We start from the raw sequence: 25,412 nt of genomic DNA, 5'->3' as shown, positions 1-25,412 counted from the left end.
GTTCTCCCGGCCCGCATCGGGTGTTCCGTGGGCCGAACTTTTGCTCCGGATCCTCCATTTGCGGTGAATGCGCCGGGTATCGCCTGCGGGGAACCCGAAGGTGCATCGGATCAGGGCAGAAAAGTTCACAACCCCCAAAAATGGGGCGATCGTTAAATGGGGGATGAAATGGAAATGCCTGTTGTGGGCGCTTGCGGGGCCGGAAACCGCGCCCGGGGCCGGGTCCACCGGGTCACGGGCACCGGCCGGTGCTGATCTTTGTCCTGACCACTCCCGCGGCATGTTAGCGTCGCCAGGACGATGACCAGGAATTTCACCACGACCGGGGGCAGGGGGAGCGGGCCGGTGCGCGCAAAGCGCTCGCTGGCGCTGGGCGCGGCGGCGCTGATGCTGTCGCTGGCCGGATGCAGCGGAGCGGGAACGGGAAAGGCCGTGCCGGAGAACGCCGGGGAGGCGACCACCGCCGCGCCGAGCGCGGACCGGACCGCCTGGGTCTTCGACGTCGTCGCGAAGATGAGCCTGGAGGAGAAGGTCGGCCAGCTGTTCGTGCCCACCTTCGCCAGCCGGCAGGACGCCGAGCAGAAGATCAAGAAATACCACGTCGGCGGGCTCATCTACTTCCCCGACAACGCCCGCAGCCCACAGCAGACGGCCCGGCTGTCCAACGCCCTGCAGCGGGCCTCCAAGATCCCGCTGCTGCTCGCCGTGGACGAAGAACAGGGCCTGGTCACCAGGCTGTCGTATGTGACCCGCTTCCCCGGCAACATGGCGCTGGGCGCCACCGCCAAACCGCAGACCGCCCGCGAGGCCGCCAAGGTGATCGGCACCGAGCTGCGGGCGGTGGGGATCAACCAGAACTACGCCCCGGTCGCCGACGTCAACGTCAACCCGGCCAACCCGGTGATCGGCGTCCGCTCCTTCGGCTCGGACCCGGGACTGGTGTCGCTGATGCTGGGCGGCGCCCTGCAGGGGTACCGGGACGCGGGCGTGGCCGCCACCGTCAAGCACTTCCCCGGCCACGGCGACACCGACACCGACAGCCACACCGGGCTGCCGGTGATCAGGCACTCGCGGGCCGAGTGGGAGCGACTGGACGCGCCGCCGTTCCGGGCCGCCATCGCCCAGGGCGTGGACGCCATCATGACCGCGCACATCGTGATGCCCGGGCTGGACGACTCCGGCGACCCGGCGACCTTGTCGCAGGCGGTGCTGACCGGGCTGCTGCGCAAGGAGCTGGGCTACCGGGGCGTGGTGGTCACCGACTCCCTGAGCATGGCGGGCGCCCGCACCCGGTACGGAGCCGAGCAGGCCGCGGTGCGGGCCGTGCAGGCGGGCGCCGACCAGCTGCTCATGCCGCCGGATCTGGCGGGCGCGCACGCCGCGGTGCTGGCGGCGGTGCGCGACGGCCGGATCTCCCAGCGGCGGCTGGAGGAGTCGGTGACCCGCATCCTGCGCCTGAAGGCCGAGCGCGGGCTGTTCGGCGACGTCCAGGTCGATCCCGCCCGGGCCGGGCAGGTCATCGGCTCGGCCGCGCACCGGGCGGTGGCCCGCCGGGTCGCCGAGCAGTCGATCACGCTGGTGCGCAACCGGGGCGGCCTGCTGCCGCTGGCCGGCAGGCGGGTGCACGTCACCGGCCCGCACGCCCAGGCCCTGGCGGCGGCGCTGCGCAGGCGGGGAGTGGAGACGGCCGCCTCCCCGGCCGCGGCCGATGTGACGGTGCTGACCGCGGTGGACGGCGGATCGGGCGTCGCCGCTCAGGTCGCCGCGCTGGCGGGCCGGCCGCTGGTGTTCGCGGCGCTGGGCAGCCCTTATGACCTGGCGTATGCGACCCGGGCCCAGGCGGCGCTGGCCGCCTACTCCTCGAGCGCGCCGTCCCTGGAGGCGCTGGCGGAGGTGATGACCGGCCGGGTGAAGCCCACCGGCAGGCTCCCGGTGGAGGTGCGCGGCTACCGATTCGGGCACGGCCTGACCTTCTGAGCGACGCCGGGGCGGCGGGCTGTGGGAGTATCGGCACCCGACGGCTTTCGGGGAGGCCGGCCCATGGCCCGGCCGCCTTGTGCTTTCGGGAGGTCCCTGTGCGCCTGCCGGCCGGTCCGCTCGTTGCGCCGCTGCTTGTCTTGATGCTCCCGGCACTGGGCGCGTGCGCCCTGTTCACCGACGCCGAGCCGAAGATCCCGCCGCTGGTGTGGGAGTCCGGCGACGCCCGCCTGATCGACCCGCGCTCGGCCACCGTGCCGCCGCAAGAGAGCCTGCCCGCCCGTTTGGTGCTCTACCGGTTTTTGCGCGGGGTGGCGGCCGGGGACGTGCGGGTCTGCGGCTATCTGATTCCCGAGTACGAGCAGGACGCCTTCGGCGCGGTGGGCGGCTGCCGCAGCGGGCTGGCCGCCGAGCGGCGCCGGCTGGGCGCGCGCACCCTGGCGGCGCTGCGCGGCGTCACCGTCCCGATGGCCCGCCGGGGGCCGGGGGACAACGAGATGACCGTCCGGTTCGGCGATCTGCGCTGGCGTACCGCACCGCCCGAGCCCGCGGGGCTGCTCGCCGAACGTTTCGTGCTCCGCCGGGTCGGCGGCCGTTGGCGCATCGCCGCTTGATGCGCGCGGCAGGATGCCGTCGGCGGCGGGGGAGGGTAGGGCGGGTTCTTTCGGGGAAGCATGTTCACCCGGCCGTGAGCCGGGCGTGAGAGCGCCGCGTTCGAGCGGATTGAACGGCACGGGTCAGGTGATCGGCGCCTCACCGGAGCGGCGTTGCGATCACCTGACCCGTGGGCGGGCATGCAGTGGCCCGCTTTGGGGGGTGGGATCGGTGAAACGCCGGCCGATCGTGTGGCCGTTCAGGTGGTGCGAAGAGCACCGGAGCCGGGCGGGCGGACCCCGGCCGTCAGCGAGGCGGCTCGAGGCCGAGCCGGCGCAGCGCCATTCCGGCGGCGCCGACGGCGCCGTCGCCCGCCCGTTGCGGTTCGGCGGGGAAGCGCTGGCGCAGACCGTCCCGGACGGCGTCGGCGACCGGTCCGTCGCCGAGCACCGAACCGGCCATCACCACCGGTGCGCACATGTCGGTGAGCGCGGGGCGCACCGCGTCCACGGCCAAAAGCAGCCACTGGGACGCCTCCTCGGTGATGTTCCGCGCCACCGGGTCGCCGGCGGCGGCCGCGGCGCAGACCACCGGGCCCAGCTTGCCCAGTGCCGCCGGGGACCGCCCGTAGACCTCCTTGACGATGGCCTGGGCCAGGGCGGGGTCGGCCGGGGGCCGGCGGCGGGCCGCCGGCGGCCTGCGACCCGGCGGCCGTTGCCGCATCGCCGCGCGGTGGCCCGGGTCGCCCGGGCCGCGCGGGCGCGGGACCGTGGCCGCGCGCGTCCTGGCGGAGGCCAGGGCGAGCGCCCGGCCGGGCGGGGCGTGCGCGCGTCCCCGGTCCGGGTTCTCCGGCGGCAGCAGATCGGGGACGGGCACGCCCTTGGCCAGCAGGGGAGGGGCGGCCGGGCCGAGCAGCGCCCGCGGCACCGACTCGGCCAGCAGCGTGGGTTCGCCTCGTCCGTCCAGCGCCGACAGGGTGGCCCGGACGGCCTCGCGGCCCAGCCATACGGCCGAACCCTGGTCGCCGACCAGGTAGCCGTAGCCGTCGGCGCGCCGCACGATGGTCCCGTCGCTGATCACGGCGGCTCCGGCGCCGGTGCCGGAGAACACCACGATGCCCTCGGAGGCGTCGGTGCCCGCCGCGAAGGCCACCGCGATGTCGGTGACCACGGCGGGCGAGCCGGACAGGCCGACGGCGTGCCAGGCGCGCTGGGCGGCGGCCACCGCGGCGGGCCGCCCGGCCGAACCGGCTCCGGCGATGCCGAATACACCGTTGAGGACAAGGGAACGGTCCAAGTCGCCGAGTGCGGCGCTCAGGGCCGTGGTGAGCGCACCTACGGTGTCGCCCCCGGAGTTGGGGTTGGCGCCCGGACCGGTACCGGAACCGGCCAGGGCCCCCCCGAGCGTTAGTACGGCTACGCGGGTCTTCGTGCCACCCGCGTCAACGCCGATCACGTAAGGACCAGCCAAATGGGTCAACACATGGTGACCGTAGACCTTTAACCCGTTGACGTTACATCTTGAACGTAAGAAACTTACTGACATGAGGAAAACCAACGGCCGAGACACAGGGGGCCACGGGGATACCGGCGCGCCCCCGGCGGCCTCGCGCTCCACCAAGGAGGCGCCGCTCAGCACCGTGGTGCGGGTGCGCTCGCTGCTGCCGTCGCTGCCGCCCGCCGAACGCCGGGTCGCCCAGCGGGTGATCGACGACCCCGAGGGGGTCGCCAACTCCACCATCACCGAGCTCGCACACGCCTGCGGGACGTCGGAGACCACCGTGATCCGGTTCTGCCGGGCCATCGGCTTCACCGGCTACCCGGAGCTGCGGCTGACGCTGGCCACCGAGGCCGGCCGGGCGCAGAGCGTCTCCGGGGGGCGGGTCATCGGCAGTGACATCAGCCCCGACGACTCCCTGGAGGAGATCGTCGAGAAGGTGACCTTCGCCGACGCCCGCGCGGTCGAGGAGACCGCCGCCCAGCTCGACATCAAGGTGCTGGAACAGGTGATCGACGCGGTGGTCGCCGCCTCCCGGGTGGACGTCTACGGAGTCGGCGCCAGCGCCTTCGTGGCCATGGACTTCCAGCAGAAGCTGCACCGCATCGGCCGGCACTGCTCGGCCTGGTCGGACGCGCACATCATGCTGACCAGCGCCGCCGTGCTCAATCCGGGGGACGTGGCGATGGGCATCTCGCACACCGGCGCCACGGTGGAGACCATCGACGCGCTCGCGGTGGCCAAGGGACGAGGGGTCACCACAGTGGCCGTCACCAACTTCCCCAAGTCCCCGATCGCCGAGGTGGCCGACCTGGTGCTGACCACCGCGGCCCGCGAGACCACCTTCCGCTCCGGCGCCACCGCCAGCCGGCTGGCCCAGCTCACCGTGATCGACTGCGTCTTCGTGGGCGTCGCGCAGCGCACCTACGCCACCACCCGCAAAGCGCTGGAGGCCACCTACGAGGCGGTCCGCAGCCGTACGGTACGACCCGATCGGAGGCGCCGGTGATCGAGTGCGATCTGCCCACCGAAAGCCGCAACCCGCGCACCGTCGATGTGGACGTCCTGCCCACCATCGAGGTGCTGCGGCTGATCAACGACGAGGACGCCAAGGTGCCCGCCGTGGTGGCCGCGGTGCTGCCGGAGATCGCCGAGCTGGTGGACCTGGCGGTGGAGTCGCTGCGGGCCGGCGGCCGGGTGCACTACTTCGGCGCCGGGACCTCCGGGAGGCTGGCGGTGATCGACGCCGCCGAGCTGCCGCCCACCTTCGGGCTGTGGGGCCGGGTGGTGGCCCACCACGCCGGCGGGCTGGGGGCGCTGTCGCAGGCCATCGAGGACGTGGAGGACGACGCCGACCTGGGCGCCCGGGACGCCGCCGATGTGCACCCCGGCGACATCGCCGTCGGGATCGCCGCCAGCGGGCGCACCCCGTATGTCATCGGCGCGCTGCGCGCCGCCGCGCGGACCGGTGCCCGCACGGCGTTGGTCAGCGCCAACCCGCGTTCCCCCTACGGGCAGGAGGTGGACATCCACATCGGGATGGCCACCGGCCCGGAGGTGATCACCGGCTCCACCCGGATGAAGGCCGGCACCGCCACCAAGCTGGTGCTCAACGCCTTCTCCACCACGCTGATGATCAGGCTGGGCCGGACCTACTCCAACCTGATGGTCAGCGTCAACGCGGTCAACGACAAGCTGCGGGCCCGCCTGGTGCGCATCCTCATCGAGGCCACCGGCATGGACACCGAGACCTGCGAGAACGCGTTGTCGGAGGCGGGCGGCGACACCAAGGTCGCGCTGGTCTCCCTGCTGGGGGAGGTCTCCACCTCCCGGGCCACGCTGGCGCTGCAGGAGGCCCACGGCGGCGTCCGGGAGGCCCTGCGGCGCCTGCGCACCGGGTGACCGCGGCGGGCGGGCGGGACGAGGCGCGCTCACGGCGCGGCCTCCCGGCCGGTTCTCGGCACGGGCCGGGAGGCCGCCCGCCGCGGCGGGGCCGCTTCAGCTCCGGTAGGGCTTGAGCTCCTGACGGGCGACGGTGCGGATGTGCACCTCGTCCGGGCCGTCGAAGATCCGCATGGCGCGGGCCCAGGCGTACATGCCGGCCAGCGGGGTGTCGCCGCTGACGCCGGCGCCGCCGTGCACCTGGATGGCGCGGTCGATGACCTCGCAGGCCACCCGCGGCGCCACCACCTTGATCGCGGCGATCTCGGTGCGGGCGCCCTTGGAGCCGTACTTGTCGATCATCCAGGCGGCCTTGAGGGTCAGCAGCCGGGCCTGCTCGATCGCCATCCGGGACTCGGCGATCTGCTGCTGCACCACGCCCTGCTCGGCCAGCGTCTTGCCGAAGGCCACCCGGGAGACGGCCCGCTGGCACATCAGCTCCAGGGCGCGCTCGGCCATCCCCAGGGCGCGCATGCAGTGGTGGATGCGGCCGGGACCCAGCCGGGCCTGGGCGATCATGAAGCCGTCGCCCTCGTTGGCCAGCAGGTTGCTCACCGGCACCCGCACGTTCTCGAACACCACCTCCGGGTGGCCGTGCTGGTCCCGGTAGCCGAAGATCGTCAGGTCCCGCACCACCCGGACGCCCGGGGTGTCGCGCGGCACCAGCACCATCGACTGCTGGCGGTGCACCGGGCCGTCCGGGTCGGTCTTGCCCATCACGATGAAGATCTTGCAGCGGTCGTCGGCGGAGCCGCTGATGAACCACTTGCGGCCGTTGATGACGTACTCGTCGCCGTCCCGGACGATGGAGGTGGTGATGTTGGTGGCGTCGGAGGAGGCCACGTCCGGCTCGGTCATCGCGAACGCGCTGCGGATCTGGCCCTCCAGCAGGGGACGCAGCCAGCGCTCCTTCTGCTCCTCGGTGCCGAACATGTGCAGCACCTCCATGTTCCCGGTGTCGGGGGCGGCGCAGTTGACCGCCTCCGGCGCCAGGTGGAAGGAGCGTCCGGTGATCTCGGCGAGGGTGGCGTAGTCGACGTTCGACAGCCCCGAGATGTCGGGCAGGAACAGGTTCCACAGCCCGCGCTTGCGGGCCTCGGCCTTGAGCTCCTCGATGATCGGAGGGCAGGCGTTGGGCTTGCCCGCCGCGGTCAGCTCCGCGCGCTGGGCCTCATAGACGGACTCTGCAGGATAGACGTGCTCGTCCATGAATTCCTGCAGCTTCTCGGCGTACTCCCGGGCCTTGGGGCTGAGTTCGAAGTCCATGCCCCCAGTCTCGCAGAATGAGATTCGGGTCCTGTGCCGGGGCATCCCCTACCATTCGGGACGTGGACGTCAAGGCTGTGATCACCGACTGGGGCGGGGTGCTGACCTCTCCGCTCAACGACGCCATCAGGCAGTGGATGGCCGCCGACCGCATCGACGCCCGGCGCTACAAGGACGTCATGCGCTCGTGGGTCATGCAGGCCTACGACCCGGCGGCCGGCACCGCCAACCCCATCCACGGGCTGGAGGACGGCACGCTGGACCCGGCGGAGTTCGAGCGGCTGCTGGCCGCCGAGCTGCGCACGGTGGACGGCGGGCCGGTGGAGAGCGAGGGCCTGCTGCGTCGGATGTTCGCCGCCTTCCACCCGGTGGAGCCGATGTACGAGGCGCTGCGCGCCGCCCGCGCCGCCGGGGCCCGCATCGGGCTGCTGTCCAACTCCTGGGGCAACGACTACCCCCGCCAGATGTGGGGCGAGCTGTTCGACGCGGTCGTCATCTCCTGCGAGGTGGGGATGCGCAAGCCGGACGAGCGGATCTTCCGGCACACCCTGGAGCTGATGGGCCTGCAGCCGCACGAGTGCGCCTTCATCGACGACATCGAGCACAACGTGCGGGCCGCCGAGGCGATCGGGATGATCGGCCTGCACCACACCGATGTGGCCGTCACCATCGAACGCCTGGGAGAACTGTTGGGAGTGCCTCTGGCAGACTGCTGACGTCATGCGCGTCTACCTGCCGTCCACGCTTGTGAAGCTGGCCGACGTCCTGGCGGCCGGCCAGGTCGGCCCCGCCCCGCTGACCGGTTATGCGGTGACCCCCGCGCTGCGCGAGTGGTACGCCGAGGGCGATACCGAGGAACTGGAGTACGCGGCGATGACGGCCGCCGCCCGCGCCTCGCTGCGGCTGCTGGCCGCCGACCCGGCGGCGCCGCCGCGGCGCGTGGTGCTGGCCGCCGAGGTCCCCGAGCGCATCGTCCAGTGGCGCCCGGGCGAGCAGGAGCGGGCGCTGGTGCAGGTGACCGCGCCGGTGCGGATGCGCCAGATCGCAGCCGGGCACGTCGATGAGGAGGCCGCCGCGGACGACATCCTGGCCGCGGTGAAGGCGCTGCCGGCGGCCGACGCCGGCGACGCCGACGCCCAGTTCACCGTCGACGGCGCCGAGGGCCACGAACTGCTGTGGTACGCCACCCAGGAACTGGGCGACCTGTGAGCCCCCGCCGTCAGCTCTTTGCGGCGCCGCCGGAGGCGGCGCGCCGGTTCTCCTTTTGACGCAGGCGCTTGGCCTGCTTGCCGGTCAGCTTCTTGCGGCCGGTCTGGCGCAGATAGATCGCGGTGCGGGTCTTGCCGTCCATTGCCCGATGGTCGCTCCCTTCGCGCGGCTCGTCCAGACCTTGGGACGGATCGCGATCCCCGGCGGGAGCGTCGCGGGCGCGCGATCCGGGTAGGTCTCCTGACGGGTGCCTTCGACGACGATGTCGGACTTTTGGGGAGCAGGCCCATGGACGCGGTCACCAACGTGCCGGTACCGGCCAACGAGCCGGTCAAAAGCTATGCCCCCGGCAGCCCCGAGCGGGCCGCGCTGGAGGACCGGATCAAGGAACTGGGCGCCGAGCAGCACGAGCTGACCATGACGATCGGCGGCGAGCGCCGGCTGGGCGGAGGGGAGCCCATCGAGGTGGTCGAGCCGCACCGGCACGGCCACGTGCTGGGGCGCCTCGGCAACGCCACCGACGCCGACGTGCGCGCCGCCATCGAGGCCGCCCGGCAGGCCGCCGGCGCCTGGCGGGCGCTGCCGTTCGAGGAACGCGCGGCGATCTTCCTGCGGGCCGCCGAGCTGCTGTCCGGCCCCTGGCGGGCCACCCTGAACGCCGCCACCATCCTCGGCCAGTCCAAAAGCCCCTACCAGGCGGAGATCGATTCGGCCTGCGAGCTGATCGACTTTTGGCGCTTCAACGTGCACTACGCCCGCCGGCTGCTGGCCGAGCAGCCCGAATCGGCGCCCGGCACCTGGAACCGGATGGAGTACCGGCCGCTGGAGGGGTTCGTGGTGGCGATCACCCCGTTCAACTTCACCTCCATCGCCGGCAACCTGCCCACCGCGCCCGCCCTGATGGGCAACGTGGTCATCTGGAAGCCCTCGCCCACCCAGCAGCTGGCCGCGCACTACACCATGCGGCTGCTGGAGGAGGCCGGGCTGCCGCCCGGAGTGATCAACATGGTCACCGGGGACGGGCAGGCGGTCTCCCGCGTGGCGCTGCCCCACCCCGAGCTGGCCGGCGTCCACTTCACCGGCAGCACCACCACCTTCCAGCACCTGTGGCGGACGGTGGGCGAGCACATCGCCGGCTACCGCGGCTACCCCCGGCTGGTCGGCGAGACCGGCGGCAAGGACTTCGTGGTCGCCCACCCTTCTGCCGACCCGGCCGTGCTGCGCACCGCGCTGATCCGCGGCGCCTTCGAATACCAGGGGCAGAAATGCTCGGCGGCCTCCCGCGCCTACCTGCCGCGCTCGCTGTGGCAGGCCGTGCGCGACGACTTCTGCGCCGAGGTCGAGTCGCTGACCATGGGCAACGTCGCCGAGGACCTGTCGCTGTTCATGGGCGCGGTGATCGACGAGCGGGCGTTCGCCAAGCACCGGGCGGCCCTTGAAAGGGCCCACGCCAGCGACTCCATCCGGGTGCTGGCCGGCGGGCGGGCCGACGACTCCGAGGGCTACTTCGTGCGCCCCACGGTGCTGGAGGCCGACGACCCCACTGACGAGGTCTTCACCAAGGAGTACTTCGGCCCCATCCTCAGCGTCTACGTCTACGACGACGGCGACTACGACGCCATGCTGCGGCAGATGGAGAGCATCGCCCCCTACGGGCTGACCGGCTCGATCATCGCGCGGGACCGGCAGGCCATCGCCGCCGCCACCGAACGCCTGCGCTTTGCGGCCGGCAACTTCTACATCAACGACAAGCCCACCGGGGCGATCGTGGGACAGCAGCCGTTCGGCGGGGCCCGCGCCAGCGGCACCAACGACAAGGCCGGCTCGATCTTCAACCTGATCCGCTGGACCAACGTCCGCACGATCAAGGAGACGTTCGTGCCGCCCACCGATCACCGCTACCCGCACATGGGCTGAGCGAACGAGCACGGGCGATATCGGGAGCGGGGCTGTCCAGGCACGACCCCTGACCGTAGGCTATGGGCGAACGCCGCTACCGTGCCGGGACGAGCGCTCCCGGGCGTCGGCATTAGCACAGTGGGAAACGGGATGTCGACGACCTATCGTCTGGTGCTGTGGAACATCGACCACACGCTGGTCGATGTCGGGAGGGTCACCCGGGACGCCTACGCCGAGGCCTTTCAACGGACCACGGGGCGCCCCCTGGAACAACTGGCGCCGACCGCCGGGCGCACCGAGTCGGAGATCATCTTCGAGACGCTGGCGTTCAACGACGTCGAGGTGACCGACGAGCATCTGCCGGCGTTCATGTCCGCGCTGGCTCAGGCGTTCGCGGCCCGGCGCGGCCGGCTGCGCGCCGAGGGACGGCTGCTGCCGGGCGCCAAGGAGGCGGTGGCGGCCCTGGCCCGGCGGCCAGGCACCGTGCAGTCGGTGCTGACCGGCTGCATCCGCCCCAACGCGGTGATCAAGCTCGCCGAGTTCGGCCTGGACTCCCATATCGACCCCGAGGTCGGCGGCTATGAGGACGGCGTCTACAGCAAGGCCGCACTGCTGGAGCTGGCCCGGCGCAAGGCCTCCCAAAAGTACGGCGTCGCCTTCGACGAGTCCGCCGCCTGGCAGGAGGGGACCGCCAAGGGACCCACCGTCTACATCGCCGACTCCGCCCGCGACGTGCAGGCCGCCAAGATCGCCCGCGCCCAGGTGCTGGCGGTCGCCACCGGCAGCGCCACCGAGACCGAGCTGCGCGCCGCCGGCGCCGACATCGTGCTGCCCACCCTGGCCGACACCGACACGGTCCTGCGCGCCGTCGATCACCTGACCGCCCCGGCCCGTTCCTGACCGGCGCCTGGCGGGGTCGTCTCGGCCGCCCGCCGCGCCCGCGTCGTTGAGCCCGCGTCCGTCTTGGGTGGACCATCGACGCCGGGACGCTTGCGTCCCGGGAGAGGCCGGGAAGGAAGCGACCGAGCACCGGCGGGCGTATGGTCCACTCGGAGGTGGGAGCTATGGCAGGCAATGAGGCCGCCAGTGTGCAGGAGGGCCGGCAGGACGCGGCGCAGGGCCGGGTGCTGTGGGAACCGCCGGCGGAGGTGATCGAGCGCGCGCAGCTGACCCGGTACCGGCGGTGGCTGGCCGAACGCGGTCTCGGCCCCGGCGCGCAGGCCTCCTACCAGGAGCTGTGGCGCTGGTCGGTGACCGAGATCGACGCCTTCTGGGACTCGCTGTGGTCCTACTTCGACGTGGTCGGCACCCGCGGGGACGGCCCGGTGCGCCGGGGCGGGCCGATGCCGGTGGACGGGCTGCGCTGGTTCCCCGGCGCCACCGTCAACTACGCGGCCAACGCGCTGCGCGGGGCCGTGGAACGCCCCGAGGAGGTGGCGGTCGTCTTCCGCTCGGAGGCCGGCGGGCACCGCGTCCTGACCCGGGGCGAGCTGGCGCATCAGGTGGCGCGGGTGCGGGCCGGGCTGGCCGGGCTGGGGGTCGGCAAGGGCGACCGGGTGGCGGCCTACCTGCCCAACATCCCCGAGGCGCTGATCTGCTTCCTGGCCACCGCCTCGCTGGGGGCGATCTGGTCCTCCTGCTCGCCGGACTTCGGCTCCGCCAGCGTGATCGACCGGTTCGCCCAGATCGAGCCCAAGGTGCTGATCGCCGTCGACGGCTACGTCTACGGCGGCAGGCGCTTCGACCGCCGGGCGGTGGTCGCCGAGATCGAGGCCGCGCTGCCGTCGCTGAGCGCCACCGTGCTGATCCCCTACCTGGACCCGGCCGCTTCCCCGGACGGGCTGCTGCGCAACGGCGTCGCCTACGCCGACCTGCCCCGCCCCGGCCACGACCTGGCCTTCGAAGAGGTGCCGTTCGACCACCCGCTGTGGGTGGTGTACTCGTCCGGGACGACCGGGCTGCCCAAGCCGATCGTGCACGGGCACGGCGGCATCGTGCTGGAGCACCTCAAGGCGCTGTCGTTCCACCAGGACCTGGGGCCGGGGGATGTGTTCTGCTGGTACACCACCACCGGCTGGATGATGTGGAACTACCTGATCGGCGGGCTGCTGGTGGGAGCCACCGTCGTGCTGTACGACGGCGCGCCGAAGGGGGATGAGCTGTGGCGGCTGAGCGCCGAGCTCGGCGTCACCTACCTGGGCGTCGGCGCCCCCTACATCATGGCCTCCCGCAAGGCGGGCCTGCGGCCGGGCGCCGAGTACGACCTGTCGCGGCTGCGCGGCATCGGCTCCACGGGCTCGCCGCTGCCGCCGGAGGGGTTCGAGTGGGTCTATGCGGCGGTCGGCTCGGACCTGCTGCTGGGGTCGTTCTCCGGCGGCACCGACGTGTGCACCGGGTTCGTCGGGCCGTGCCCGCTGCTGCCGCTGCGGGCCGGGGTGATCCAGTGCCGGGGGCTGGGCGCCAAGGTCGAGGCCTACGACGAGGACGGCAAACCGGTCGTCGACCAGGTCGGCGAGCTGGTGCTGACCGAGCCGATGCCGTCCATGCCGGTGTTCTTCTGGAACGACCCCGACGGCGCGCGCTACCGCGGCTCCTATTTCGAAGGCTTCGCCGGGGCCTGGCGGCACGGCGACTGGGTCAAGATCCTGCCCGACGGGGGCTGTGTGATCTACGGCCGCTCCGACTCCACCCTCAACCGGGGCGGGGTGCGGATGGGCACCTCCGACTTCTACCGGGTGGTGGAGGCGTTCGACGAGGTCGTCGACAGCCTGGTCATCGACACCGGCCGGCTCGGCCAAGAAGGCCGCCTGCTGCTGTACGTCCAGCTCGCCGAGGGCGTCGCCCTGGACGAGGAGCTGGCCGGCCGGATCCGGCAGGCCCTGCGCACGGCGCTGTCGCCCCGCCATGTGCCCGACGAGATCCGGCAGGTCCCCGGGGTGCCCCGCACCCTGTCGGGCAAGAAGCTGGAGATCCCGGTCCGCAAGATCCTGCTCGGCACGCCCGTGGAGAAGGCCGCCAATCCCGGCTCGATGGCCAACCCCGAGGTGCTGGAGCACTACCGGCCGTGAAGTTCCATGCATGAACGGCGGTGCCCCGGGCATATGCCCTATGCCCGGGGCACCGAACAGACCGGCGGGCCGGACGCGGCGGGCCTGCCCATGCATCACCGGGTCGCAGCGGTGATGCGGGGAGCCGCGCCGAAAATTGCGTGCGGCCGGTTCGGTCGATGAGCGGTATCAGTGCTTGGGAACCTTGGGCAGCCGGGGCCAGGCCGGGCGTACCGCGCCCACGTAGCTGCGCGCGTAGTACCCCCGCAGCCGTTCGACGGTGATCGTCCGGCCGGTCCTCGGCGCGTGGATGAAACGGCCCCGCCCGATGTACATGCCGACGTGCCGCAGCCCGTTGAACAGCACCAGATCTCCGGGCCGCAGCCGGTCGCGCGGGACCTTGGTGCGGATGCCGTGGTACTGCGCCTGCGACACCCGCGGGATGGACACCCCCGCCCGGCGCCAGGCCTGCTGGACGAGCCCGGAGCAGTCGTAGCTGTGCGGGCCCGTGGCGCCCCACTGGTAGGGCTTGCCGCGCTGCTTGAGCGCAAAGCGCACCGCCCGGTCGGCGCGCCTTTGCCACTGCTCGATCAGCTTGGCCCGCCGGTAGCGCACCGTGCGCCGCCGCAGGGCCGTCTGCAGCGCCTGCTCGCGCATCACAGCGGCGTTCTGCCGGACGTACAGGTCGTGCCGTAGCGACAGGCCCGCCGGTGCACCCTGCTTCCCCTCAGGGCGACCGTGCTGTGGCTGCTGCGCCGCGACGTGACCGGTATGCCCTCTGGCGGTCTTATCGGGTCGCGGCACCGCGGCGTGGCCGGATACTCGGGCCTGACCGACACTGGGCACCAGTGCCAGGGCCACGGTGGCCGCACCGCAGAGCGCCTTTAAAGGAATTGACATTTGTGTCGTACCCCCTCTCGAAGAACGCCACAGCAACCACTACCCGTAGCCACTTAATTACATTCCGTCTTTTCTCAATCACTGCCGTCCTCTCTAGTCCTTATGAAGGGCGAACCCGAAAGCGCTCCTCGGCATCACAGACGTTGTGGGACCGACCGGATGAATCACCGGACCGAACGGCCCGTCAGCACTTGGAGGGGGAGGATCGGTCATGGCGACCTCGATCCCGAAGCCGGCGGCGACTCCGCTGCGCACGGGCGATCCGCGCCGGTTGGGCGGGTATGAACTGATCGGCAGGCTGGGGTCCGGCGGTCAGGGCGCCGTTTATCTCGGCACCGCACCGGACGGCCGTCATGTCGCGGTCAAATTGCTGCACCCGGAATTGGTGGAAGACGCCGCCGCGCGCGAGCGGTTCGTCCGGGAGGCCCGGGCGGCCATGCGGGTCGCCCGGTTCTGCACCGCCCAGGTGCTGGACGTCGACGTCGAGGGCGATCAGCCCTACATCGTCAGCGAGTACGTCACGGGCTCGTCGCTGCAGCGCCTGGTGACCGAGCGGGGGCCGATCACCGGTTCGGCGCTGGAGCGGCTGGCCATCGGCACCATCACCGCGCTGGTGGCCATCCACCAGGCCGGGATCGTGCACCGCGACTTCAAGCCCGGGAACGTGCTGATCGCCGAGGACGGCCCGCGTGTGATCGACTTCGGCGTCGCCAAGGACCTGTCGGCCGCCACCACCAGCAGCCGCATCGTCGGCACCCCCGCCTACATGGCGCCCGAGCAGCTGTCGGGCGGGACCATCACGCCGGCCGTGGACATCTTCGCCTGGGGCGCCACGATCGCCTATGTGGCGACCGGCCAGGCCCCTTTCGGGATGGACACCATCCCCAGCGTGGTCAACCGGATCGTCAACGCCGAACCGGACCTGGGCGACCTGCCGGAGCCCATGCGCTCCCTGGTCGCCGAGTGCCTGGCCAAGGACCCGGCCCGGCGGCCGACCGCCCGGCAGATCCTGCTGCGGCTGCTCGGCCAGGAGCAGCAGACCCCTGCGCCCGCCGCGGCGTCCCCGGCGGGCGCGCCGGACCCGGCCGCCGCCCCGTTCGAGGAGGGGACGCTCGCCCAGGCCGCCACCCTCGCCGCCGGAGCGCTCGGGGGCGTGGCCGCGGTGCCGGCCGGCCAGACCCCGGGGGAGGCGGATGTCTCCCCGGAGGCGTTCACGGACCCGGGCTCAGGGGGCGGGCATGCGGCGTCTTTCGACCCGGACGCCCAGGCCACTCTGCCCGCGGAGGCCGCCTTCAACGCGAGCCCGCACCCGGACCGGCGGCCCGCCCTGAACCGGCGGGCGCTCCTGGCCGGAGCCGGGGCGCTGGCGGCGGCCGTGGCGATCGCGGCACTGGCGGCCTCGGCGCTCAACGACCGCCACTACATCGCGCCCACTTCCGGGAACTCCAGCCAGTCGGCCACCTCCACCCCCGCCCGGGCCCCCGGCGGCGTGCCGGAGAACAGCGGGTGGACCCAGCCGACCGGGACGCAATCCAGTGGCGTGACTCCCACCCCCACCCCGACCGGCCACACTCCCAGCGCCACGCCCAGTGCCGCGCCGACGAGCGGCGATCCGCACAACCCGCCGCCGTACACGCCGCCGCCCACCCATCCCACCACGCCGCCCACGCACCACACCCCCGAGCCGTCCGACCCTCCGGCGGATCCTCCGACGCACGCCCCGGAACCGGAGGAGCCGGACCCCGAGCCGAGCCGGGGAGGGGAGGACTCCGGCGGGACGGCCGATGACGGTCACTGAACCTCGCCGCCCGCGCCCCGGCGACCGGCGTCCGTGCGGATGCCGGTCGCCGGGGCGGGGAACGATCCCCGCCGATCGGTGAACAGGCACCAAAAAGGGTGTACTGAACTTTTTGGCGCGCCATTTCCGCAGACCGCCTGCAGGGGGCGGTGTGACCTGGGGCGATCCGAATCCGGGCGCGGCGCTCCCCGGACCTGAGACCGGTCTTTGAAATGAAGCCCGGGAGCCGCGGCATGGGGCGGTGGTTTCTCCTGCGACGACAGCGCTGCGAGAATCTCTATTTTCGGCACTATCCGGCCCCGTCTCGGCGCCATCGCCGCTGATTTCCGAAAAAGACAGGAACGTGTCCCGGTGCGAAGTGCGCTCTTGTCGTCGCAGGGTATCCCGATCTTCGTCCAGCGAAAGGGGCGTTGGATGACTAGGCTGGCGCCCATGAGCGGCGTCACAAAGAGGTGACGCAAAGTTCTAGGGGAGTGTTACATGGGCGGCGAGCTCGATCCGGCCAAGGACGAACTGCTTCGAACGGTTGTGGAGGCCTGCGCGCAAGCCCCCGGTGACCGTCCGGGCGACCACCGGGAAACGGTCGCCTACCTGCGGCTGTACTACCGGCACGTACCTCACGAGGACCTGGCCGAACGCGACCCGGCCGACATCTACGGCCCGGCCCTGGCGCACTGGCGGCTCGGCCGGGTGCGGCCCCAGGGCCGCGCCAACGTGCGGGTGTTCAACCCCAGCCGCGAGGAGGACGGCTGGGATCCCGGGCGCACCGTCGTCCAGGTGGTCACCGACGACATGCCCTACCTGGTCGACTCGGTGACGATGGAGCTGCTCCGCCACGACCTGACCACCCAGATGGTGGTGCACCCGCTGCTGGGCGTGGACCGCGACGTGGCCGGTCGCCTGCACGCCTTCCGCGCCAAGAAGGCCAGCCCGCACGACCTCGACGAGTCGTGGATCCACATCGAGGTGGACCGCATCACCGACCCCGGCCTGCTCAAGCAGGTCGAAGAGGACCTGCAGCGGGTGCTGCGGGACGTGCGGGTGGCCTACGAGGACGAGCCCAAGATGCGCGCGCTGGCCAAGGCCATCGCCCGGGAGATCTCCCAGAACCCCCCGCCGCTGCCGGACAAGGAACTGGCCGAGGGCGTCGAGCTGCTGGACTGGCTGGCCGGCGGCCACTTCATCTTCCTGGGCTACCGTGACTACGACCTGAGCGAGGACGGCTCCGTCCTCACCCCGGTGACCGGCACCGGGCTGGGCATCCTGCGCCACGACAAGTCCCACTCCGGCGGCTTCGCGGCGCTGCCGCCGCCGGTGCGGGCCAAGGCCCGGGAGAAGAAGCTGCTGGTGCTCACCAAGGCCAACTCCCGCTCCACCGTGCACCGCCCGCACTACCTGGACTACATCGGCGTCAAGAAGTTCGACGCCAACGGCGAGGTGGTCGGGGAGCGGCGCTTTCTGGGCCTGTTCACCTATGTCGCCTACAGCGAGTCCATCGCGCACATCCCCGTCCTCAAACGCAAGCTGGACGAGGTGATCGACCGGGCCGGCTTCACCCCCGACAGCCACGACGGCCAGGACCTGGCCGAGATCCTGGAGACCTACCCGCGCGATGAGCTGTTCCAGATGTCGGTGGAGGAACTGCTGCCGATCGCGCTGGGCGTGCTGCGGCTGCGCGACCGCAAACAGCTCAAGCTGTTCCTGCGCAAGGACGTCTACGGCCGCTACATGTCCTGCCTGATCTACCTGCCGCGCGACCGCTACACCACCCAGATCCGGCTGCGCATGCAGGAGATCCTGCGGCGGGCCTTCAACGGCGTGGCCGTCGACTACAGCGCCATGGTCTCCGAGTCCACCCTGGCCCGGCTGCACATCGTGGTCCGCGGGGAACGCGGCGAGCCGCTGCCGGAGGCCGACCCGGCCGAGCTGGAGGCCCGGCTGGCCGCCGCCACCCGCTCGTGGGCCGACGACCTGGCCGACGCCATCGCCCAGCAGTGCGAAGGGGAGCAGGCCGGTCGCCTGGCCAAGCTGTTCGGCGACGCCTTCCCCGAGGGCTACAAGGCCGACTTCCCCGCCCACACCGCCGTCGCCGACCTGCGGCGGCTGGACGCGCTGCGCGAGGACGGCGAGATCAGCATCGACCTGTACAAGCCGCGCCGCTCGGTGACCGGGGAACGCCGGCTGAAGATCTACCGGCTGGGTCCGCCGATCTCCCTGTCGCACATCCTGCCGCTGCTGCACAACATGGGCGTGGAGGTGGTGGACGAGCGTCCCTATGAGATCGTCACCTCCGAGCTGCGCCGCTACTGGATCTACGACCTGGGGCTGCGCTACCAGCCGGTCAGCGCGGTGCCCGAAGACCAGGTCAAGGAGCTGTTCGAAGACGCCTTCCGGGCGCTGTGGCGCGGCGACATCGAAAACGACGGGTTCAACGCGCTGGTGCTGCACGTCGGCCTGACCTGGAAGCAGGCCATGGTGCTGCGGGCCTACGCCATGTACCTGCGGCAGACCGGCATCAACTTCAGCAAGCGGCACATCGAGCAGGTGCTGCTGCGCAACGCCGCCATCACCCGGCTGCTGGTGCGGCTGTGGGAGTCGCGCCTGGACCCGGCGCTGATCGACGGCGAGGCCGAGCGCAGCACCGCCATCGCCGAGGAGATCACCGGCGCCCTGGAAGAGGTGGAGAGCCTGGATGAGGACCGCATCCTGCGCTCCTACCTGGCGCTGATCAACGCCACGCTGCGCACCAACCACTTCCAGGACAAGCCCTACCTGTCGCTGAAGTTCGACCCCCGCAGCATCCCCAACCTGCCCGAACCCCGCCCCAAGTTCGAGATCTTCGTCTACTCGCCGCGCACCGAGGGCGTGCACCTGCGGTTCGGGTCGGTGGCCCGGGGCGGGCTGCGCTGGTCGGACCGGCCCGAGGACTTCCGCACCGAGATCCTCGGCCTGGTCAAGGCCCAGGCGGTCAAGAACACCGTGATCGTGCCCGCCGGGGCCAAGGGCGGCTTCGTCGGCAAGCGGCTGCCGGACCCGGCCGCCGGGCGCGACGCCTACCTGGCCGCCGGGGTGGCCTGCTACAAGGAGTTCATCAGCGGCCTGCTGGACATCACCGACAACCTGGTCGACGGCGCCGTGGTGCCGCCGCCCAAGGTCGTCCGGCACGACGGCGACGACCCCTACCTGGTGGTGGCCGCCGACAAGGGCACCGCCACCTTCTCCGACATCGCCAACGAGGTCGCCGCCTCCTACGGTTTCTGGCTGGGCGACGCCTTCGCCTCCGGCGGCTCGGTGGGCTATGACCACAAGGCCATGGGCATCACCGCCCGCGGCGCCTGGGAGTCGGTCAAATACCACTTCCGCACCCTCGGCAAGGACATCCAGCGCGAGGACTTCACCGTCGTGGGCATCGGCGACATGTCCGGCGACGTGTTCGGCAACGGGATGCTGCTGTCGCGGCACATCAAGCTGGTGGCCGCCTTCGACCACCGGCACATCTTCATCGACCCCGACCCCGACCCCGAGCGCTCTTACGCCGAACGCAAACGGCTGTTCGAGATGCCGCGCAGCTCCTGGGCCGACTACGACCCGGCGCTGATCTCGCCCGGCGGCGGGGTGTTCCCCCGCACCGCCAAGTCGGTCCGCATCACCCCGCAGATGCGCCGCGCGCTGGGCATCGGCGACGAGGTGACGGCGATGACCCCGTTCGAGCTGATCCACGCGGTCTTGTGCGCCCCGGTGGACCTGCTGTGGAACGGCGGCATCGGCACCTACGTCAAGGCCACCTCCGAAAGCCACGCCGACGTGGGCGACAAGGCCAACGACGCGGTGCGCGCCAACGCCGCCGAACTGCGCTGCAAGGTGGTCGGCGAGGGCGGCAACCTGGGCTTCACCCAGCTGGCCCGCATCGAGTACGCGCTGCGCGGCGGCCCCGACGGCAAGGGCGGGCTGATCAACACCGACTTCATCGACAACTCCGCCGGGGTGGACACCTCCGACCACGAGGTCAACATCAAGATCCTGCTCGACCAGGCGGTGCGCGACGGGGAGCTGACCCGCGACCGGCGGGATGCGCTGCTGGACGAGATGACCGACGAGGTCGCCGAGCTGGTGCTGGCCGACAACTACGCCCAGAACGTGGTACTGGCCGCCGCCCGCCGCCAGGCCCCCTCCATGCTCCACGTCCACGGCCGCTACCTGCGCAAGCTGGAACGCGAGGGCAGGCTGGATAGGCGGCTGGAGTTCCTGCCCGACGACAAGACGCTGGCCGAGCGGCGGCAGGCCGGGCTGGGGCTGACCGGGCCGGAGTTCGCGGTGCTGCTGGCCTACACCAAGCTCACCCTGGACGCCGAGCTGCTGGCCTCCGACCTGCCCGACGACCCGTCCCTGCAGTCGTGGCTGGTGGACTACTTCCCGACCCCGCTGCGGGGGCGGCTGCGCCCCTACATGGACCGCCACCCGCTGCGCCGGGAGATCATCACCACCCGGGTGGTCAACGACCTGGTCAACAACAGCGGCACCACCTTCATCTTCCGGATCAACGAGGAGACCGGCGCCGCCGGCCCCGACATCGCCCGCGCCTACCTGGTGGCCCGCCAGGTGTTCGACATGCCCCGCTTCTGGCGCCGGGTGGAGGGGCTGTCCTACCAGGTGGAGGAGTCCACCCAGATCAAGATGCTGCTGGAGGCCCGCAAGCTCACCGAGCGCGGCACCCGCTGGCTGCTGCGCAACCGGCGCCCCCACTTCGGCATCAGCGACACCATCGACTTCTTCGCCGCCGGCGCCCGCGCCCTGACCGACCAGCTGCCCAAGCTGCTGGCCGGGCTGGACCTGGCCCGTTTCGAAGAGCGCCGCACCTGGTTCACCGAGCGGGGCGTGCCGGACGAGCTGGCCGAGCAGGTGGCGCTGATGGTGCCCGCCTACTCCACCTTTGACCTGGTGGAGATCGCCCGCGACACCGGCCGGGAGGTGACCGAGGTCGCCGAGGTCTACTTCGACCTGGCCGACCGGCTGCAGCTGGCCCGGCTGCGCGAGCGGATCATCGCGCTGCCGCGCGGCGACCGGTGGAAGACCATGGCCCGGGCGGCGCTGCGCGACGACCTGTACGCCGCGCACGCCGCGCTCACCCGGGACGTGCTGGCCTCCACCGAGCCCGGCCTGAGCCCGGAGGAGCGGCTGACCGGCTGGAGCGACAAGAACCACAGCGCGGTGGCGCGCGCCCAGCGCACGCTGGGCGAGATCTGGGAGAGCGACAGCTTCGACCTGGCCACCCTCACCGTGGCCCTGGGCGCCATCCGCACCCTGGTCACCGCCGTCACCCTGTGATCGGATGGGCGGTCCGGGCCCGCCCGGACCGCCCGGTGCGGGTCAGGTGCGGACCTGCGTGAGGTGGACGCTCTCACCCAGCACATGGGTGGTGCCCTGCGGCGGGGCGTAGCCGATGGCCAGCCACGTCCAGGAGGCCTGGATCCGGGTGGCCGACAGCCGCCCGGTCCGGGTCAGATAAGCCCGCAGGTCCGCCGGGAGCGTGCTAGGGCGGGCCGCCCCCGAGGCCCGGAAGGTCTGCCGCTGCTCGATGGAGTACCACACCAGCGCACCGCCGTCGTCGGTGCGCAGGCTGTAGGAGGGGTGCGGGCCGGTGCCGAACCGGCTGGTCAGCGACCAGCCGGCGGGGGCCGCCGAGGGGCGGGCGGCGGTGCGGGCCCGCCGGGTGAAACGGTCGGGGCGGAACGTCGTCATGTCCCCCGACGACAGGTACCCGGCGTGCCCGGCGGGCAGGGAGGCGTCCGTCGCGGCGATCGCATAGCCTTGGCCGTCATAGCTCAGTTTGGGCGGCGCCCCGCGGAATTCCAGCAGGTGGGCGGCCCGCCACGGCTCATCCGGCCTGGCCTGCTGAAACAGCACCAGCACCTGGCGCGTGGGCCCGCCCACGTCGTCGAGGGCGGCGACGGCGAACCACTTGGGGTGGGCCGGCAGCCGCGGCACGTACAGGGCGGGGTTGTGCAGGGCGATGCGCTCGGAGTCCGGCAGCCCGCCGTGGACGCGGGCCCGTTCGACCATCACCTCCTGCAGCGCACCGGTGGTCAGCTCCCGCCAGTCGGCCTCCCGGCCGGAGGCCACCGCCCGGTTGTAGCGCGCCGCCCAGCCGGCGATGATCTCCTGCGACTGCGCCGCCGACACCGCGGGGGCGTCCTCAGCCGGCCGGCCGTGCGGGTCGGCCGCGCCGCCTCCGGTGCAGCCCCCCGCAAGCAGGCACCCCAGCAGCAGCGGACCGGCCAGGACACCGGCCACCTGTCGGCGCATGCTCCCCACCTCGGGACGAACAACAAGGGCGCGGCCAGTGTACGGACTCGGCGGCGGCGTCCCTGCGCGGGCCGGATGCCGCCGGGCACCGCCTCGCCCGCCTGCAGCGGTCAGGACTTGCGGGCGGGAACCGGTGCCCGGCGGGGCCATAGAGCCTACGATCGGGTCCCGCCGCGCGAAAGCCTTAAAGAGGACGGAACGGTCGGCTGACGGCGAAAGCGGGCACCCGGGGCGTTCCCGGGGAACGGAAGACCCTCCCGCAATCATCGCACAGTGACCATGTGGTCACTGTCTGAATGCGCAATCTGCCGCCGTGCCTCGGCGGCCCGCGGCTTTAAGAGGTCGCCTCCTGCTTTTGCTTCTGCTCGCTCTCCCGCTGCCGCAGCCAGCGGATCTCGGCCTCGATGAACTCGTCGATCTCCCCGTCCAGCACCGCGGCCGGGTTGCCGGACTCCACGCCGGTGCGCAGGTCCTTGACGATCTGGTAGGGGTGCAGCACGTAGTTGCGGATCTGGGTGCCCCAGCTGCTGGTGCCCTCGCCGCGCAGGTCGGCCATCTTGGCCGCCTCCTCCTGCCGCTTGCGCTCCAGCAGCTTGGCCTTCAGCACCGCCATCGCGGTGGCCTTGTTCTGCAGCTGGGACCGCTCGTTCTGGCAGGACACCACGATCCCGGTGGGAATGTGGGTGATGCGCACCGCCGAGTCGGTGGTGTTGACCCCCTGACCGCCCGGGCCGGAGGAGCGGTAGACGTCGATCCGCAGGTCGTTCTCGTCGACCTCCACGTGGTCGCTCTGCTCGACCACCGGCACCACGTCCAGCCCCGCGAACGAGGTCTGGCGGCGGCCCTGGTTGTCGAACGGGGAGATGCGCACCAGGCGGTGGGTGCCGTGCTCGCCGCGCAGCGTGCCGTAGGCGTAGGGGGCCTTGACCGCGAACGTGGTCGACTTGATCCCGGCCTCCTCCGCATAGGAGGTCTCGTAGATCTCCGTCGGGTAGCCGTGCCGCTCGGCCCAGCGCAGGTACATCCGCTGCAGCTGCTGCGCCCAGTCGGCCGCGTCCACCCCGCCGGCCTGAGCGTTGATGGTGATCAGCGCCTCGCGGTGGTCGTACTCGCCCGACATCAGGGTGCGGACCTCCAGCTGCTGGATGTCCTTGCGCAGCGACTCCAGCTCGGCGTCGGCCTCGGCCCGGGTGTCGGCGTCGTCCATCTCCTCGGCCAGCTCATACAGCGTGGCGACATCCTCCAGCCGCTGCCGCAGCGAGGTCACCCGGTTCAGCTCGTTCTCCAGGTAGGACAGCCTGCGGGTCACCTGCTGGGCGCGCTCCTGGTCGCTCCACAGGTCCGGATCGGCCGACTCCTCGCGCAGCTTGGCGATCTCGGCGCGCATGGCGTCCAGGTCGAGCACGGCCTCGATCCCGGTCAGGGTCGAGCCGAGCTCCTTGAGCTGATCTACGGAATCGATGCCTGCCACACTGTGAGTTTATCCGCGGCCCGGCACCGGTCCGGTCTGTTGCGCGTCCGCCGCCTGCGACGGTACGCGCCGAACCGGTCCCGGCACGCGCACGTACGCTTCTTGATGGCAGAATCTCACCTCATCAGGTCTCACTCATCAGCACGTCTCATCAGCACGCCGAGCCGGACGAGTCGGGGGGACAGGCGGTGAAACGATCCTCACTGGCCGTGCCGGTCGTCGCGGTGCTGCTGTGGGTGCTGCCGGCGGCCCTGCTGGCCGGCTGCTCGGCCGGCGACCGCAGCGCCCCGACCGCCCCGGTGGCGGCGGCCTCCCCGGCGGAGCCGCAGCGGCTGACCCCGCAGGTGGCCGCCCGCGAGTTCAGCAAGTTCGTCAACAACGACGATGTGGCCCGCGCCAGCGGCGATGAGCGGCTGGCGCTGAACTGGGTGGCCGACGGCCAGACCCCGATCACCGCCGCCGAGTACCGCCGGGCCGTCTTCCACGGCGAGCCGGTGCCGCGCCACGAGTACAAGAGCCCGACCATCTACGTCCCGCGCCTGTCGGAGTCCACTTTCCCGCAGTGGTTCGTCGTGGTGGCCGAACGCACCGAGCGGGCCGCCGCCGGGCGGCGGGCCGGCTCCGGCCGGAGCCGCACCGCGATCATGGCCTTCATCCGCCGCGACCGGGAGTCGGCCTGGAAGCTCAGCCTGTCCACGCTGCTGCGGGACAAGGCCCGGCTGCCCAAGATCGCACTGGACGCCGAAGGCTATGCCACCGCGGTGCTCACCGGCGAAGACGACCTGCTGATCCCGCCCAAGAGCCTGGCCGGCATCCAGGCGGCCATCGCCGAGGAGGGCCCCGACAGCGTCCCCGCCGACCTGATGAAGCCGGGTCCGGGCACCACCGGCTACTTCACCGAGACCAAGCAGATCAAGAAGCGGGCGGCCAAGGAGGGCCTGGCCTTCGATGTGGTCTTCCCCGCCACGCTGTACCCGATCTTTTCGCTGCGCACCGTCGATGGCGGGGCCTTTGTGCTGTATGCGCTGGGCCGCGACACCGTGACGCTGGCCAAGGACGAAAACGACCGTCCGCCCATCCCCACCGAGGCCGCCCACCTGCTCGACAGCCTGATCCTGGGCAACCAGCTCAACGTCTATGAGGTGCTGCAGTTCGCCGCCTACGACCCGCCCAAGATCAAGGACGCCAAGAACGGCAAGAAGACCCAGCCCAAGGCGGAGGTGATCGCCATCGACGGCGCCGCCGTCCGGGCCACCGCTCCGCAGAAGGTCAACTGACGGCCCGCAAAGAGCCGGAGCGCTCAGCCGAGGGTGCTCAGCCGCAGTGTCAAGGCCAGGGCGAGCAGCAGGAGCAGGACGGCCAGCAGCATCGTGGAGGGCACCACGACCCCGTACCCGTGGAGCTCGTCGCGGAACTGCCGGCAGCTGCGGCAGCGCCCCTCACTGACCGGGTGCGAGCATCGACCGCAGATCATGTGATCGCAGCTCATCTCGCAACCTCCTTGGGGTAA

Annotated in this window: 19 protein-coding genes; 12 read left to right on the top strand and 7 right to left on the bottom strand. The window is 71.7% G+C overall.

Going from position 1 to position 25,412, the window contains the following annotated elements:
- Nucleotides 1-345: 345 nt before the first annotated feature.
- Both TCUR_RS19785 and TCUR_RS19780 read left to right on the top strand, forming a co-directional pair.
- Nucleotides 346-1,977, top strand: a complete 1,632-nt coding sequence (locus tag TCUR_RS19785; RefSeq protein WP_012854338.1) for a glycoside hydrolase family 3 protein — start codon at nt 346-348, stop codon at nt 1,975-1,977.
- 143 nt (nt 1,978-2,120) lie between these two features.
- Entirely contained in the window at nt 2,121-2,591 is a 471-nt protein-coding gene (locus TCUR_RS19780; protein WP_148233066.1) for a hypothetical protein, read from the top strand.
- A 286-nt stretch (nt 2,592-2,877) separates the two neighbouring features.
- On the opposite strand, the gene TCUR_RS19775 is transcribed toward TCUR_RS19780, so the two are convergent.
- Entirely contained in the window at nt 2,878-4,026 is a 1,149-nt protein-coding gene (locus tag TCUR_RS19775) for an N-acetylglucosamine kinase (RefSeq protein ID WP_012854336.1), read from the bottom strand.
- A gap of 88 nt (nt 4,027-4,114) precedes the next feature.
- Here TCUR_RS19775 and TCUR_RS19770 point away from each other — a divergent pair, with 88 nt between their 5' ends.
- Together TCUR_RS19770 and murQ are read left to right on the top strand one after the other, a co-directional pair.
- Nucleotides 4,115-5,077 (top strand): MurR/RpiR family transcriptional regulator, encoded by a 963-nt coding sequence (locus TCUR_RS19770; protein WP_012854335.1) that lies wholly within the window; start codon nt 4,115-4,117, stop codon nt 5,075-5,077.
- Nucleotides 5,074-5,970 carry an N-acetylmuramic acid 6-phosphate etherase gene (murQ, locus tag TCUR_RS19765; RefSeq protein WP_012854334.1) on the top strand — a complete coding sequence of 299 codons (897 nt, stop codon included), beginning with the start codon at nt 5,074-5,076 and terminating at the stop codon, nt 5,968-5,970. The genes TCUR_RS19770 and murQ overlap by 4 nt, the downstream gene beginning before the upstream one ends.
- A 96-nt stretch (nt 5,971-6,066) precedes the next feature.
- On the opposite strand, the gene TCUR_RS19760 is transcribed toward murQ, so the two are convergent.
- Nucleotides 6,067-7,275, bottom strand: a complete 1,209-nt coding sequence (locus TCUR_RS19760) for an acyl-CoA dehydrogenase family protein (protein WP_012854333.1) — start codon at nt 7,273-7,275, stop codon at nt 6,067-6,069.
- 17 nt (nt 7,276-7,292) lie between these two features.
- On the opposite strand from TCUR_RS19760, the gene TCUR_RS19755 reads away from it, so the two are divergent.
- Both TCUR_RS19755 and TCUR_RS19750 read left to right on the top strand, forming a co-directional pair.
- Complete coding sequence (locus tag TCUR_RS19755; protein ID WP_012854332.1) at nt 7,293-7,991, top strand: HAD family hydrolase; 699 nt, start codon at nt 7,293-7,295, stop codon at nt 7,989-7,991.
- A 4-nt stretch (nt 7,992-7,995) separates the two neighbouring features.
- Nucleotides 7,996-8,484 (top strand): DUF6912 family protein, encoded by a 489-nt coding sequence (locus TCUR_RS19750; protein WP_012854331.1) that lies wholly within the window; start codon nt 7,996-7,998, stop codon nt 8,482-8,484.
- Nucleotides 8,485-8,494: 10 nt separating this feature from the next.
- Here the strand turns inward: TCUR_RS19750 and TCUR_RS28410 are convergent, their stop codons facing one another.
- Nucleotides 8,495-8,626: a hypothetical protein gene (locus TCUR_RS28410; protein WP_012854330.1), complete on the bottom strand. Its 132-nt coding sequence runs from the start codon at nt 8,624-8,626 to the stop codon at nt 8,495-8,497.
- 146 nt (nt 8,627-8,772) lie between these two features.
- Here TCUR_RS28410 and pruA point away from each other — a divergent pair, with 146 nt between their 5' ends.
- The 3 genes from pruA to TCUR_RS19735 all read left to right on the top strand — a co-directional run bounded on the left by pruA (nt 8,773) and on the right by TCUR_RS19735 (nt 13,451).
- Nucleotides 8,773-10,401: an L-glutamate gamma-semialdehyde dehydrogenase gene (pruA, locus tag TCUR_RS19745; protein WP_012854329.1), complete on the top strand. Its 1,629-nt coding sequence runs from the start codon at nt 8,773-8,775 to the stop codon at nt 10,399-10,401.
- 132 nt (nt 10,402-10,533) lie between these two features.
- Nucleotides 10,534-11,283, top strand: coding sequence for an HAD family hydrolase (locus tag TCUR_RS19740; protein ID WP_012854328.1), 750 nt, complete (start codon nt 10,534-10,536; stop codon nt 11,281-11,283).
- A gap of 164 nt (nt 11,284-11,447) precedes the next feature.
- Nucleotides 11,448-13,451 (top strand): acetoacetate--CoA ligase, encoded by a 2,004-nt coding sequence (locus TCUR_RS19735; protein ID WP_012854327.1) that lies wholly within the window; start codon nt 11,448-11,450, stop codon nt 13,449-13,451.
- A gap of 168 nt (nt 13,452-13,619) precedes the next feature.
- Here TCUR_RS19735 and TCUR_RS19730 read toward each other — a convergent pair whose 3' ends face one another.
- Nucleotides 13,620-14,087, bottom strand: a complete 468-nt coding sequence (locus tag TCUR_RS19730; protein WP_052305566.1) for a C40 family peptidase — start codon at nt 14,085-14,087, stop codon at nt 13,620-13,622.
- Between the two features lie 454 nt (nt 14,088-14,541).
- Here TCUR_RS19730 and TCUR_RS27585 point away from each other — a divergent pair, with 454 nt between their 5' ends.
- Entirely contained in the window at nt 14,542-16,128 is a 1,587-nt protein-coding gene (locus TCUR_RS27585) for a serine/threonine-protein kinase (RefSeq protein ID WP_012854325.1), read from the top strand.
- A 480-nt stretch (nt 16,129-16,608) separates the two neighbouring features.
- Nucleotides 16,609-21,453, top strand: a complete 4,845-nt coding sequence (locus tag TCUR_RS19720; RefSeq protein WP_012854324.1) for an NAD-glutamate dehydrogenase — start codon at nt 16,609-16,611, stop codon at nt 21,451-21,453.
- A gap of 42 nt (nt 21,454-21,495) precedes the next feature.
- On the opposite strand, the gene TCUR_RS19715 is transcribed toward TCUR_RS19720, so the two are convergent.
- Together TCUR_RS19715 and prfB are read right to left on the bottom strand one after the other, a co-directional pair.
- Nucleotides 21,496-22,431, bottom strand: coding sequence for a DUF8094 domain-containing protein (locus TCUR_RS19715; protein WP_012854323.1), 936 nt, complete (start codon nt 22,429-22,431; stop codon nt 21,496-21,498).
- 334 nt (nt 22,432-22,765) lie between these two features.
- On the bottom strand, nt 22,766-23,902 hold the full coding sequence (prfB, locus tag TCUR_RS19710; protein WP_012854322.1) for a peptide chain release factor 2: 1,137 nt from the start codon (nt 23,900-23,902) through the stop codon (nt 22,766-22,768).
- 188 nt (nt 23,903-24,090) lie between these two features.
- Here prfB and TCUR_RS19705 point away from each other — a divergent pair, with 188 nt between their 5' ends.
- Nucleotides 24,091-25,179, top strand: a complete 1,089-nt coding sequence (locus TCUR_RS19705; RefSeq protein WP_012854321.1) for a DUF8094 domain-containing protein — start codon at nt 24,091-24,093, stop codon at nt 25,177-25,179.
- Nucleotides 25,180-25,202: 23 nt separating this feature from the next.
- On the opposite strand, the gene TCUR_RS19700 is transcribed toward TCUR_RS19705, so the two are convergent.
- On the bottom strand, nt 25,203-25,391 hold the full coding sequence (locus TCUR_RS19700; protein WP_012854320.1) for a hypothetical protein: 189 nt from the start codon (nt 25,389-25,391) through the stop codon (nt 25,203-25,205).
- Nucleotides 25,392-25,412 lie beyond the last annotated feature (21 nt).

It is taken from the genome of Thermomonospora curvata DSM 43183 (assembly GCF_000024385.1).
In the GTDB taxonomy this organism is placed as follows: Bacteria; Actinomycetota; Actinomycetes; order Streptosporangiales; family Streptosporangiaceae; genus Thermomonospora; species Thermomonospora curvata.
Note: the sequence above shows the minus strand (reverse complement) of the source record. Positions and strands in the feature narration are given on the sequence as shown.

Coding starts and splice junctions, on each gene's coding strand:
- pruA (WP_012854329.1), top strand. CDS start 8,773: ATGGACGCGGTCACCAACGTGCCGGTACCGGCCAACGAGCCGGTCAAA.
- TCUR_RS19730 (WP_052305566.1), bottom strand. CDS start 14,087: ATGCGCGAGCAGGCGCTGCAGACGGCCCTGCGGCGGCGCACGGTGCGC.
- TCUR_RS19700 (WP_012854320.1), bottom strand. CDS start 25,391: ATGAGCTGCGATCACATGATCTGCGGTCGATGCTCGCACCCGGTCAGT.
- TCUR_RS19755 (WP_012854332.1), top strand. CDS start 7,293: ATGAGATTCGGGTCCTGTGCCGGGGCATCCCCTACCATTCGGGACGTG.
- TCUR_RS19720 (WP_012854324.1), top strand. CDS start 16,609: ATGGGCGGCGAGCTCGATCCGGCCAAGGACGAACTGCTTCGAACGGTT.
- TCUR_RS19760 (WP_012854333.1), bottom strand. CDS start 7,275: ATGGACTTCGAACTCAGCCCCAAGGCCCGGGAGTACGCCGAGAAGCTG.
- TCUR_RS19770 (WP_012854335.1), top strand. CDS start 4,115: ATGAGGAAAACCAACGGCCGAGACACAGGGGGCCACGGGGATACCGGC.
- TCUR_RS19735 (WP_012854327.1), top strand. CDS start 11,448: ATGGCAGGCAATGAGGCCGCCAGTGTGCAGGAGGGCCGGCAGGACGCG.
- TCUR_RS19715 (WP_012854323.1), bottom strand. CDS start 22,431: ATGCGCCGACAGGTGGCCGGTGTCCTGGCCGGTCCGCTGCTGCTGGGG.
- TCUR_RS28410 (WP_012854330.1), bottom strand. CDS start 8,626: ATGGACGGCAAGACCCGCACCGCGATCTATCTGCGCCAGACCGGCCGC.
- TCUR_RS19750 (WP_012854331.1), top strand. CDS start 7,996: ATGCGCGTCTACCTGCCGTCCACGCTTGTGAAGCTGGCCGACGTCCTG.
- TCUR_RS19740 (WP_012854328.1), top strand. CDS start 10,534: ATGTCGACGACCTATCGTCTGGTGCTGTGGAACATCGACCACACGCTG.
- TCUR_RS19780 (WP_148233066.1), top strand. CDS start 2,121: ATGCTCCCGGCACTGGGCGCGTGCGCCCTGTTCACCGACGCCGAGCCG.
- TCUR_RS27585 (WP_012854325.1), top strand. CDS start 14,542: ATGGCGACCTCGATCCCGAAGCCGGCGGCGACTCCGCTGCGCACGGGC.